At 55.9% G+C, this 12,518-nt stretch carries 12 protein-coding genes; 3 read left to right on the top strand and 9 right to left on the bottom strand.

The genetic code is table 11. The features are described from left to right. Window positions 1-163: 163 nt before the first annotated feature. The 8 genes from AC1Q6D_RS21000 to AC1Q6D_RS20965 all read right to left on the bottom strand — a co-directional run bounded on the left by AC1Q6D_RS21000 (window position 164) and on the right by AC1Q6D_RS20965 (window position 7,216). Window positions 164-493: a hypothetical protein gene (locus AC1Q6D_RS21000; RefSeq protein WP_492618483.1), complete on the bottom strand. Its 330-nt coding sequence runs from the start codon at window positions 491-493 to the stop codon at window positions 164-166. A 32-nt stretch (window positions 494-525) separates the two neighbouring features. After that, entirely contained in the window at window positions 526-969 is a 444-nt protein-coding gene (locus AC1Q6D_RS20995) for a hypothetical protein (protein ID WP_103403976.1), read from the bottom strand. 3 nt (window positions 970-972) lie between these two features. After that, on the bottom strand, window positions 973-1,557 hold the full coding sequence (locus AC1Q6D_RS20990; RefSeq protein ID WP_103403977.1) for a 2OG-Fe(II) oxygenase: 585 nt from the start codon (window positions 1,555-1,557) through the stop codon (window positions 973-975). Window positions 1,558-1,913: 356 nt separating this feature from the next. Beyond that, entirely contained in the window at window positions 1,914-2,090 is a 177-nt protein-coding gene (locus AC1Q6D_RS20985) for a hypothetical protein (protein WP_158249385.1), read from the bottom strand. 327 nt (window positions 2,091-2,417) lie between these two features. Continuing rightward, a complete protein-coding gene (locus AC1Q6D_RS20980; protein WP_146041482.1) occupies window positions 2,418-3,002 on the bottom strand; it encodes a hypothetical protein in 585 nt (194 codons plus the stop codon). 364 nt (window positions 3,003-3,366) lie between these two features. Continuing rightward, window positions 3,367-5,265: a sulfate adenylyltransferase subunit CysN gene (gene cysN, locus AC1Q6D_RS20975; protein WP_090467177.1), complete on the bottom strand. Its 1,899-nt coding sequence runs from the start codon at window positions 5,263-5,265 to the stop codon at window positions 3,367-3,369. 9 nt (window positions 5,266-5,274) lie between these two features. Beyond that, complete coding sequence (gene cysD, locus AC1Q6D_RS20970; protein ID WP_034147080.1) at window positions 5,275-6,192, bottom strand: sulfate adenylyltransferase subunit CysD; 918 nt, start codon at window positions 6,190-6,192, stop codon at window positions 5,275-5,277. 265 nt (window positions 6,193-6,457) lie between these two features. Further along, complete coding sequence (locus AC1Q6D_RS20965) at window positions 6,458-7,216, bottom strand: Nif3-like dinuclear metal center hexameric protein (RefSeq protein ID WP_103403979.1); 759 nt, start codon at window positions 7,214-7,216, stop codon at window positions 6,458-6,460. A 103-nt stretch (window positions 7,217-7,319) separates the two neighbouring features. On the opposite strand from AC1Q6D_RS20965, the gene algW reads away from it, so the two are divergent. The 3 genes from algW to AC1Q6D_RS20950 all read left to right on the top strand — a co-directional run bounded on the left by algW (window position 7,320) and on the right by AC1Q6D_RS20950 (window position 11,405). Then, the gene (algW, locus tag AC1Q6D_RS20960; protein ID WP_103403980.1) at window positions 7,320-8,480 is read left to right on the top strand and encodes a Do family serine endopeptidase AlgW; all 1,161 of its coding nucleotides are present in this window, start codon (window positions 7,320-7,322) and stop codon (window positions 8,478-8,480) included. An 87-nt stretch (window positions 8,481-8,567) separates the two neighbouring features. Beyond that, on the top strand, window positions 8,568-10,673 hold the full coding sequence (locus AC1Q6D_RS20955; protein WP_103403981.1) for a TonB-dependent siderophore receptor: 2,106 nt from the start codon (window positions 8,568-8,570) through the stop codon (window positions 10,671-10,673). Between the two features lie 12 nt (window positions 10,674-10,685). Next, window positions 10,686-11,405 carry a DUF4198 domain-containing protein gene (locus AC1Q6D_RS20950; protein ID WP_103403982.1) on the top strand — a complete coding sequence of 240 codons (720 nt, stop codon included), beginning with the start codon at window positions 10,686-10,688 and terminating at the stop codon, window positions 11,403-11,405. Between the two features lie 58 nt (window positions 11,406-11,463). Here the strand turns inward: AC1Q6D_RS20950 and hisC are convergent, their stop codons facing one another. Beyond that, complete coding sequence (gene hisC, locus AC1Q6D_RS20945) at window positions 11,464-12,516, bottom strand: histidinol-phosphate transaminase (protein ID WP_103403983.1); 1,053 nt, start codon at window positions 12,514-12,516, stop codon at window positions 11,464-11,466. Window positions 12,517-12,518: the final 2 nt, after the last annotated feature.

Raw genomic sequence — 12,518 nt, 5'->3', positions numbered from 1 at the left:
GCCTGCATGGCAAGAACTTGATAAACGGATAGGCTGGCCTCTATCAGTAATGAGCTGCACGCCCCAGTATGACGCGAACTTGAATCGACTCGCACTCAATCGCGCTTTTATCCAAAACCAAGGATTGTTTGCTTAAACACCACTAGCCTTGCAGTGCGGCCTGTTAAATATAACCATCACTACCGCTTGTACAGCACCCATATTCGTCACCGGTATCATCAGGGTTACCACCTATTTCAAGTGGCCCGATCGTTACGGTTGCGATATTTTCAGGCGGCGGTGGTGGTGGTGGTGGAGGAACAAAAGGCGCAGGAGCATAAGATCCCCCTCCCCCGATATTTTCGTTGAGTACAGCTATCGCAGAAGGCAAAAATTCGCCGGTTGCAGAAAACCAATTACAAGAAAGCATCTGATTACCGTACGCCACCCTCAGAGTTTCCTTGTGCACTATCCTCATATCGGGTGCACAGACGTAATCAAGGTAGTTATCCAAATCATTATCTCTAAAGAAATCTGCAGCGCTCTTTAAAACCTCCTTGAAAATGCCTGAATCACTAATTGAGTCCAAACCAGCGGCGCCCCCCCTACAACACTAGCGGTACCTATGATTATGAATGGTGCTTCGACTAAAAAAGCAAAGACAGCAATCACACCTGCAAAATTCCCGATAAGACTGATCACATCACCGTAACTAAATCCTTTGCCATCCCTGACATCCACTCCAATTTTCAGGAAAGTAATAGTACCGGCAACCATATTGGCTGGAATGTTCACAATCGGCACATAAGGTCCTGCCAGCTTGGTGACTGACGTCACGCTCGCTATTACAGCACCGGTTTGTGCCGTTTGGCTCACCAACACCATTCCAGTCCCATTCACTAAAAACTGGTCTGCCACCGCAGTCGCACCCGAGCCGACAGTTACACCATCGCTTACTACACCTACAATTATCTCGGCTTTCCCTGCCATATATTACTCCTTGATCACAGTTTTAAACGCAAGTGTCATTCTTACCTGATCACACTTGACGGAAGGTGATCTCGCCGCATGTGGAATTCGCCCATCGAAAACCACCACACGACGAGATTTTGGAAGTACAGCCTTAATGACATTTTCTTTCGCATCATCATAGAAAACGAGCTCTCCTCCCCAGGACGTGGGCCAGTGCTCGTTGCAGAAAACGATAACAGTCAATCCCGGATGGGTTTTGTTATCACGATGAATAATGGTGTCTTGCCCGAACGTCTGTCCGTTTGCGTAAACACCTAACAATGTCATGTTGAAATCATGTAAATCTGAAAATCGCTCCCAGAAACTTACCAGAAAACGCCATGATTCATTGCCGTTCAATTCTTCCAGGCAGGACTGCCGCTCAGGGCGACCTTTACCCGCAATGAACACGTGCCAGCAGGGCCTGACAAAGGGCAGCTCTTCATAATTTGGCCAGTTGTATCTCCAGACAGCCCCCTTGAGCAAAAGGTTTATGGCGACTTCTTCGCTCTCCGTCAAAAAGTCATCAATCACATATATTCCATTATCAATGCGTTCAATTTTCATACGCTCTCCTTTTCGCTACAACCCTGTTCCAAATTCCATTCCGAACAATTATCAACAGCAAGTAAAACAATATAACTGACCACCCAATCAGTACAAAATAACACCCAATGTTATTTGACCTTATCCAAAGCAATATATCTTTACGACTGATCAACAAATTGGTATCAGCATCATAGACCCACCAAACAAACCGTTTAGTCCGATCTGAATCCACAGCAACCCACAATTTTTTCCCCTTCCTCAAATTCAGGTGCTGAATGTCACTCTCAGAAGCTTCAATAATGTAGTTATAGGCATCTTCACCCAGCCCGACCCTCAAATATAAAGATGACGTAGCTCTTGACTGCGAAACATCTCTATACAGATAAGCTTTTTCCATAACCAGCCGTTCCGGCAAGGGAGGAATCTCCTGTATTTCCCCATACATAAAAATAGAAGCGACAACCAGACCAACAAACAAAAATAGTAAAAAAAACAACCTCACCGACTCCGGCAATATATTCAGGAGGGATATATAAATTCTTTGCAGGCACACGCACTCCCAGAACGTCAATCGAAAATCACATTAAGGATTCAACACCTGACTGAGCTCGGAATCGTTCGAATCTCAAATCTTGCGCACCGAATAGCCCGACATTTTTAAGTGAAATACCTCAGATCGCTTAAACGCAAAGCTCCAGAGCTTTGTATTTTTCGAAACTAGACAAAACACCGAGATGAACATGTGCCAGCAGGGCCTGACAAAGAGCAGCTCTTCATAATTTGGCCAGTTTTATCTCCAGACAACCCCCTTGAGCAAAAGGTTTATGGCGACTTCTTCGCTTTCCGTCAGAAAGTCATAAATCACGTATATTCCATTATCAATCCGTTCGTTTTTCATGCACTTTCCTTTTCGCTACAACCCTGTTCCAAATTCCATTTCGAAAAATAACAAACAGAAAGCATGATGACAAAACTGACAACCAAACCAATAAAAAATAGCACTCATTGTTACTACGCTTTATCCAACTCAATATATCCTCACGACTAACCAACAAATGGGTATCAACATCATAGACCCTCCAAACAAACCGTTTAGCCCGATCTGAATCTACAGCAACCCATAATTTTTGCCCCTTTCTCAAATCCAAGTTCTGAATGTCACTAGCAGAAGCTTCAATAATGTAGTTATAGGCATCGTCATTCAGCCCGACCCTCAAATATAAAAATGAATCATTCCTTGAGTGCGAAACATCTTTATACAAATAAGCACTCTCCCTAACCAGCCTTTCCGGCAAGGGAGGGATTTCCTGTATTTTTCCATGTACAAGAACCGAGACCAAAACCAGAACAAAAAACAAAAACAGTAAGGAAATATTCTCTCCGACCCCAGTAACATATCCAGGATTGGCATATAAATTCTTTGCACGCACACCCACCTCCAGAACGCCTATCAAAAACAACATTTAACACTCACACCTGACAGGGATTGGCACCGCTCGAAACTCAGATTTTTATCGCCGATAAATCCAACTCTTTAAACCTTAATATTTCAGAGTGCTCAAAATTCAAAAAAACCTGCACTTTGTATTTTCTTTTCGCCCAAAAGAAACCGAAACAGATATCAACCTCATACCTGCTAAAAACAATATCTCCCTATGCAAACAAATGTAACTTACCGATTTCCGATATCCCTGTAGTCCATTTCCCATGCACCAATAACGCTGGCCATTCACGCGTTTTCCGAGCACAAAAAAAGCCCGCAGACAGTTACCTGTCTGCGGGCTTTTTCTTGCAGCTTGAAGCTAGAAGCTTGCCGCTGCTTTGAGCTTAGATCGCGCCACGCTTGCGCAGCAGATCCAGCACTTGCTTGACGCTTTCTTCCAGCGACAGCGATTGGGTGTCGATCACCAGATCGGCATCCAGCGGTACGTCGTACGGGAAGGACTCGCCCGGGATGTTATCGCCGGCCGCCGCGTACAGGCCTTGTGGATCGCGTTCGGCGCAGACCGCTGGCGAAGCCTGGACGTAGACCGTCAGCAGACGCTCTTTGCCGATCAGTTCCTTGGCCTGTTCACGACCTTCGGAGCTCGGCGCAACGAACGCCGCCAGGGTCAGCAAACCGGCTTCGTTGAACTGACGCGCCACGTGCGCGGCACGACGCCAGTTCTCGGTACGCCCGGCGCGATCCTGTGGCAGCCCCTTGTTCAGGTCGTGACGCAGGTTCTGGCCATCGAGCACATACACCGCACGGCCCATGTCGAACAGCTTGCGCTCCACGGCATAAGCCAGGGTGCTCTTGCCTGCGCCCGACAAGCCGCTGAACAACACGGTGGCCGGTTGCTGGCCGAAGCGCTGGGCGCGTTCTTCGGTGGCGACGTGGGCCAGTTTGCCGTGGTGCGTGGCGCTGCCGTGTACCAGAGGCTGGGCGACGATCATGCCGGCGCCCACGGTGCCGTTGGTCAGGCGGTCGATGATGATGAACGCGCCGGTGGTGCGGTTGCTTTCGTAACCGTCGAGGGCAATCGGCGCATCGAGCGCAATTTTGACCTTACCGATTTCGTTCAGCTGCAATGCGCTGGCCGGGCCTTCTTCAAGGGTGTTCACGTCGACCTTGTTGACGATGCTGGCGATGGAGCCCGGCACGTAACTGGTGGCGCGCTTGATGTCGTATTTCTTGCCCGGCAGCATCGGCTCTTCAGCCATCCACACCAGCATTGCTTCGAAGCTGTCGGTGACGGGCGGCACGTTGTCGGCGTGGACCAACAGGTCGCCGCGGGAGATGTCGATTTCGTCTTCCATGGTCAGCGTCACCGCTTGACCGGGACCGGCATGCTCCAGCTCGCCTTCGAAAGTGACGATCGATTTCACGCGGCTGCTCTTGCCCGACGGCAGGACCACGACTTCGTCGCCTTTCTTGACGATGCCGCTGGCCAGGGTGCCGGCGAAACCACGGAAGTTCAGGTTCGGACGGTTGACGTATTGCACCGGGAAACGCAGGTCGGTGAAGTTGCGGTCGCCCGCCACTTCCACGGTCTCGAGAATTTCCATCAGCGACTGGCCGGTGTACCACGGCGAGCGCTCGGACTTGTTCACCACGTTGTCGCCCTTGAGGGCAGACATCGGCACGAAGTGCATGCTCGTAGGCTTCATCTTCAAGCCTTCGGCGAACTTCAGGTAGTCGGCCTTGATCGACTCGAACACGCCCTGATCGAAGTCCTTGAGGTCCATCTTGTTGATGGCGACGACGATGTGCTTGATGCCCAACAGCGAGGCAATGAAGCTGTGGCGACGGGTCTGGGTCTGCACGCCGTAACGGGCGTCGACCAGGATGATCGCCAGGTCGCAGGTGGATGCACCGGTGGCCATGTTGCGGGTGTACTGCTCATGGCCAGGGGTGTCGGCGATGATGAACTTGCGCTTGGCGGTGGAGAAATAGCGGTACGCGACATCGATGGTGATGCCTTGTTCACGCTCGGCCTGCAGGCCGTCGACCAGCAACGCCAGGTCGATGTCCTCGCCGGTGGTGCCGACTTTTTTCGAGTCGCGGGTAATGGCTTCCAGGTGATCTTCGTAGATCATCTTGGAGTCGTGCAGCAGACGCCCGATCAGGGTGCTCTTGCCGTCGTCGACGTTACCGCAGGTCAGGAAGCGCAGCAGCTCTTTACGTTCGTGCTGGCCCAGGTAGGCGAGGATGTCCTCGCTGATCAAATCAGATTGATGCGACATGACAGCCCCTTAGAAATAACCTTGACGTTTCTTGTCTTCCATCGAGCCGGCGCCATCGTGGTCGATGACACGGCCCTGGCGCTCGGAAGTTCGCGTCAGGAGCATTTCCTGAATGATGTCCGTGAGGCTTTCGGCCTCGGACTCCACCGCGCCCGTCAACGGGTAGCAGCCAAGGGTACGGAAACGCACTTTCTTTTTGACGATGCGCGCTTTGTCTTCATCGCTCAGGTGTTCGAGGATGCGCTCGTCGTCGATCATGATCAGCGTGCCGTTCTTCTCGATGACTTCACGCTCGGCGGCGAAGTACAGCGGGACGATCGGGATGCCTTCAAGGTAGATGTACTGCCAGATGTCCAGTTCGGTCCAGTTCGACAACGGGAACACACGAATGGATTCGCCCTTGTTGACCTTGCCGTTGTAGACGTTCCAGAGCTCCGGGCGCTGGTTTTTCGGATCCCAGCGGTGCTTGCTGTCGCGGAACGAGTACACGCGCTCCTTGGCGCGGGATTTCTCTTCATCGCGGCGGGCACCACCGAAAGCGGCGTCGAAACCATACTTGTCCAATGCCTGCTTCAGGCCTTCGGTCTTCATGATGTCGGTGTGCTTGGCACTGCCGTGGGTAAACGGGTTGATGCCTTGCGCCACGCCGTCCGGGTTCACATGGGTGATCAGGTCCAGGCCCAGCTCGGCGACCATCTTGTCGCGGAACTTGTACATCTCCTGGAATTTCCACCGGGTGTCGACATGCATCACCGGAAACGGCAGCTTGCCAGGGAAAAACGCCTTGCGTGCCAGGTGCAGCATCACGGCGGAGTCTTTACCGATGGAGTACAGCATCACCGGGTTATCGAACTCGGCGGCCACCTCGCGGATGATGTGGATGCTTTCCGCCTCCAGCTGTTTCAGATGCGTCAGTTTGTCGACCATGGCTACTCACGAAAGCTTTCTTATGAACGGCCAGCGGGCCGTGTTCGAGCGGGGAATCCTAGCACAGCGCCCACTTCTAATCAGGACGCCAACTAGAACGAAAGAGCATATGAATATGCCCCCTCGTTTGGGCAGAACGCACCGCCCCCCCTGTAGGAGCGAGCCTGCTCGCGATGAACCCGAGAACGCCGCGGGGTGTCAGGCCCCCAGCGTTATCGTTGACGAACATCGCGAGCAGGCTCGCTCCTACAGGGATTGCGTTTTGTCAGATGGGGTTCGGGCAATCGATGAAGATGTGCTCTAGCGCAAATCTGCGCGCCAGATAGTCACCCAGCGCCTGAACGCCATAACGCTCGGTGGCGTGGTGGCCGGCGGCGATGAAGCTGATGTCGTTTTCCCGCGCGCTGTGGAACGTCTGTTCCGAGGCCTCGCCGCTCAGGTACAGATCGACACCCGCCAGAATGGCCTGATCGATATAGCCCTGACCGCCCCCCGTGCACCAACCGACCCGACGAATCATCTCGCTGCCCTCGACCAGCAATGGCTCGCGACCCATGACTTCCTGGACCCGGTGGGCAAAATCCCGAGGCATCATCGGCTCACTCAACGAACCGACCAGACCGACAATCTTCAGGTTGTCCGGGTCCAGCGGGCCTTCGACGGTGATGTCGAGCTGTCGGGCCAACTGCACGTTGTTACCGACATCCGGGTGCAGATCCAGCGGCAGGTGATAGGACAGCAGGCTGATATCGTGCTTGAGCAAGGTCTTCAGGCGACGCTGCTTCATGCCGGTGATGCACGGGTTTTCGCCCTTCCAGAAATAGCCATGATGCACCAGCACCAGGTCGGCGTTGGCTTCCACGGCGGCATCGAGCAACGCCTGGCTGGCGGTGACACCACTGACAATGCGCATCACTTGCGGCCGGCCTTCGACCTGCAGGCCGTTGGGGCAGTAATCGGCAATTTTCGAACTGCTGAGGTAACGGTCGGCTTCTTCGACCAGGGTGCTCAAGGCGACGGCCATGAAAGACTCCTAAATATCCCGTTCAGAGGCACGCGCGGCCTCGTATAATGCGCGACATTATGGGCGGTCCGATACCGCCTGCAACCCTCTCAGGACGTGCTTAATGCTCAAGGCGCTGCGTTTTTCCGGCTGGCCGCTACTGGCCGGCGTGCTTGTCGCTCTGTTGATAATCCAGCGTTACCCGCAGTGGGTCGGGCTGCCAAGCCTCGACGTCAATCTGCAGCAAGCCCCGCAGACCACCAGCATGCAGCAAGGTCCGGTGTCCTATGCTGACGCAGTGACCACGGCCGCGCCATCCGTGGTGAACCTGTACACCACCAAAGTCATCAACAAACCCAGCCACCCGTTGTTCGAAGATCCGCAGTTCCGCCGTTTCTTCGGCGACAACTCGCCCAAGCAGAAACGCATGGAGTCGAGCCTCGGTTCGGGCGTGATCATGAGCCCGGAAGGCTACATCCTGACCAACAACCACGTGACCAGCGGGGCCGACCAGATAGTGGTCGCGCTCAAGGACGGGCGCGAAACCCTGGCCCGGGTGATCGGCAGCGACCCGGAGACCGACCTCGCGGTGCTGAAGATCGATTTGAAGAACTTGCCGGCGATCACTGTCGGCCGTTCCGACAACATCCGTATTGGCGATGTGGCCCTGGCCATCGGCAACCCGTTCGGTGTCGGCCAGACCGTGACCATGGGCATCATCAGTGCGACCGGGCGTAACCAGTTGGGCCTGAACAACTACGAAGACTTCATCCAGACCGACGCCGCGATCAACCCTGGCAACTCCGGCGGAGCGCTGATCGACGCCAACGGCAACCTGACCGGCATCAACACGGCGATTTTTTCCAAGTCCGGTGGCTCCCAGGGCATCGGCTTCGCGATCCCGATCAAACTGGCAATGGAAGTGATGAAGTCGATCATCGAGCACGGCCAGGTGATTCGCGGCTGGCTGGGTATTGAAGTGCAGCCATTGACCCAGGAGCTGGCGGAGTCCTTCGGTCTTTCTGGACGCCCGGGCATCGTCGTCGCCGGGATTTTCCGCGACGGCCCGGCGCAGAAGGCTGGCCTGCAATTGGGCGATGTAATCCTCAGCATCGACGGCGAACCGGCCGGTGATGGCCGTCGCTCGATGAATCAGGTCGCGCGAATCAAACCGACTGACAAGGTCACTGTTCAAGTGATGCGCAACGGCAAGGAGCTCAAGCTCACCGCGGAAATCGGCTTGCGTCCGCCGCCGGCTCCGGTGAAGGAAAAAGAAGAAAACTAAACCTGGCCCGAGCATTTCGGGCCATTGGCAGACATTCTCATTAGACATGTTATATTGTTTCAATTCTGGTAATTGGAACAACATAACATGTCGTCTCGAACAAAGGCCTCCGTGGCAAGTCTTGCCCTCGGACTGCTGGGGAATCCGGTCTTAGCCGAAGAGCCGCAAACCCTCGAACTGGACGCGATCAGCGTCACTTCAGATTACGAATCCGCCACCGGCCCGGTCGATGGCTACCGCGCCACCCGCTCTTCCAGCGCAACCAAAACCGACACCGCCATTCGCGACATCCCGCAATCGATCAGCGTGATTCCCGTCAGTGTGCTCAACGACTTGGGCAGCATCAGCGTCGAGCGTGCACTGGACTTCGCGGGCGGCGTGTCGAAACAGAACAACTTCGGCGGCCTGACGCTCTACGAATACAGCGTGCGCGGCTTCACCACCTCGGAATTCTACAAGGACGGATTCAGCGCCAATCGCGGCTACCCGAGCACGCCGGACGTGGTGAGTATCGAACGCATCGAAGTGCTCAAAGGCCCTGCTGCCAGCCTTTACGGTCGAGGCGATCCGGGCGGTACGGTGAATATCGTCACCAAAAAGCCCCGGCCCGAAGCCTTCACCACCCTGCACACCAGCGCTGGCAGTTGGGATCGCTACCGCACCGCGCTGGACGTCAACACCCCATTGGATGAGAACGGCAACGTGTTGTCGCGGGTAAACCTGGCCATCGAGGACGGCCAGAGCTTTCGCGATCACGTTGACCGTGAGCGGGTGTTCGTCGCGCCCTCCTTCAGTTGGCAACTCAATCCCGACACGACGCTGCTGGTGGAAAGCGAGTTCGTGCGCCACCGCTCCACGTTCGACCGCGGCATCGTCGCGCCGAACAACGCGTGGAGCGGCGTTTCTCGTTCGACCTTCCTCGGCGAACCCAACGATGGCGACATCGACAACCACAACAACCTGCTGCAAGCCGCGCTCGAACATCACCTGAATGACGCCTGGAAACTGCGCCTGGCCAGTCACTACAAGCAAGGCAAACTCTGGGGCTTTGCCTCGGAAGCGCGCGCCTTGAATGCCGATGGCCACACCGTCAACCGTCGCTACCGCGAGCGTGACAACGATTGGCACGACAGCATTACCCAGCTCGAACTGCGCGGATTATTCGACACCGGCCCGTGGCAGCACGAACTACTGATCGGCAGTGAATACGAGAACTACCGCAAGAACGAGCGCGTGACGACCATCGCCGGCAGCCCCTACGCCATCGACATTTTCCAACCGGTCTATGGCCAGCCGAAACCAGGCGGTGCACGTTCCGGCACTGACTTCTTCGAACACGTCGAAAGCCGAGCCCTGAACCTGCAGGATCAGATCCTCTTCACTGACACGTTGCGAGGCATGCTCGGTGCGCGTCTCGAACGGTTCGAGCAAAGCATCGACGATCACACGCGCAACTCCACCAGCCGCCAGCACCACGACGCCCTTACGCAACGGGCCGGACTGCTGTATCAGCTGACACCCGAAATCGGCCTGTTCGCCAACGCCTCCACTTCGTTCAAACCGAACAATGGCCTGGACGCCGCCGGCAGATCCTTTGATCCGGAAGAAGGTGTTGGCCATGAAATCGGGATCAAGAGCGAGCTGTTCGACGGCCGTTTGAGCAGCACCCTCGCCGCCTTCCATATCGAAAAGAAAAATGTCCTCGCCCTCGACCCGGGCACCGACACCAGCCGCGCCATGGGCAAGGCCCGCAGCCAGGGATTCGATCTGCAAGTCGCCGGGCAAGTCACCGATGCCGTACGGGTGATCGGCGCGTTCGCCTACATCAATGCTGAAGTCACCGAGGGCGACAAGGTCATTCCAACCGGGAGCCGCATTCTCGGCGTCGCCAAACACAGCGGCAGTCTGCTGGGGGTTTATGCGTTTCAGGACGGTCGCTTGCGCGGGTCAGATCTCGGTGCGGCCTTCACCCATGTCGGTGACCGCTCGGGCGAAGCGGGTAGCGACTTCGAATTGCCGGCTTATCACACGGTCGACCTGCTGGCCCATTACAAGGCCAGCGACAACGTCACTGTGGGCCTGAACCTCAACAACATTTTCGACGAGAAATACTTCGAGCGTTCCTACAGCAACTACTGGGTCAACCTCGGCGAGCCGCGCAACTTCACCGTCAGCCTGACACTCACTCTATAAAAGGACGTCCCCATGCCCTCTCTCAAATCCCTGGCCCTGCTCGGTCTATTGTTCACCCATGAGGTCTCGGCCCATGGTCTCTGGACCGAACAACGTCGCGGCAACATCGAAGTGATTTACGGCCACGGCGCCGAGGACAATGCCTTCAAGGCGCAGAAAATCAGCGGCGCCTGGGCGTATGACATCAGCGGGAAAATGATTCCGGTGACCGTGCAGCGCCTGCCTGATCACGCGCGCCTGCAACCGCTGAAAGCGCCCGCGGTGATCGCCGTGGCACTGGACAATGGCATGTGGTCGCAGACCGCCGACAAGAAATGGGTCAACGAGGGGCGCAGCAAAGTACCGGGCGCGATCGAGTCGACACAGACGTTCAAGTACAGCCTGGCGATTTATCAGCCGGCCGCCAGGTTGCCCAGGCTTGATCAGCTGAAGTTGCTGATTTTGCCGGAGGTCGATCCGCTGACCGTGGGGCCGGGCAATTCGCTGCCGGTGCGTGTGCTACTGGATGGCAAACCGGCGGCCGGGGTGAAGTTGGTGGGTGACTACCGCAATGCGCCGAACACCTTGAGCACCGAAACCGACGCGCACGGCCGGGCGCAAGTGCTGGTGCGCAATGAAGGGCTGAATGTGATTTCGGCTCAGGTGGAAGTGCCGGTGAAGGACAGCGCTGACGTGAGCAGTCGTGGTTTGTTCAGTTCGCTGACATTCCTGGGCGAACCGCATCACGAGTAAGTCAAAACAACACTAAACACTGTGGGAGCGAACTCGCTCCCACAGGATCGGGGATGGTTTACAGATCGCCTAAACCGTCGATCAACGCCTGGTTCTGCTCAGGCGTACCGATGGAAATCCGCAGGAACTGCGCAATCCGCTCCTGCTTGAAGTGCCGGACGATCACGCCTTGCTCACGCAACTTCGCCGCCAGCCCCGCCGCATCGTGCTGCGGGTGACGGGCGAAAATGAAGTTCGCTGCCGACGGCAATACTTCGAAACCCTTGGCCTGCAGCTGTGCAATCAACTGCTCGCGACTCTCGATGACCAGCCGGCACGTCTTGTCGAAGTACTCACGATCTTCAAACGCGGCCGCCGCACCGACATTCGCCATCCGATCCAGCGGATAGGAGTTGAAGCTGTTCTTGATCCGCTCCAGCGCCTCGATGAGGTCAGGATGACCCACCGCCAAACCTACCCGCAGACCCGCCAGGGAACGGGACTTGGACAGCGTCTGAGTCACCAGCAGGTTCGGATAACGGTCCACCAGACTGATCGCGGTTTCTCCGCCGAAGTCGATGTAAGCCTCATCCACCACGACCACCGAATCCGGGCTGGCCTTGAGGATTTGCTCGATGGCGTCGAGGGCCAGCAGGCAACCGGTCGGCGCATTCGGGTTGGGGAAAATGATCCCGCCATTCGGCTTGGCGTAGTCCGCCGGGTCGATCCGGAAGTGCTCGTCCAGCGGCACCGCATCAAAACGGATGCCATACAGACCGCAGTAGACCGGATAGAAGCTGTAGCTGATATCCGGGAACAGCAGCGGCTGATCGTGCTGCAACAGGCCGTGGAAAATGTGCGCCAGGACTTCATCGGACCCGTTGCCGAGGAACACCTGATTGCTCTGCACGCCGTAATACCCGGCGACCGCATTCTTGAGCAGATCGCTGTTCGGATCCGGGTACAACCGCAGGTTGTCGTTCAGCTCGGCCTGCATGGCGGCCAGTGCTTTGGGCGATGGGCCATACGGGTTTTCGTTGGTGTTGAGCTTCACCAGTTTTGCCAGTTTCGGCTGCTCGCCCGGTACGTAAGGCACCAGATTCTTGACGAACGGGCTCCAGAATTTACTCATGC

This window comes from Pseudomonas sp. MT92 (genome assembly GCF_058792515.1).
The sequence above is the reverse complement of the archived record's forward strand: the minus strand, read 5'-3'. Positions and strand labels throughout refer to the sequence as shown.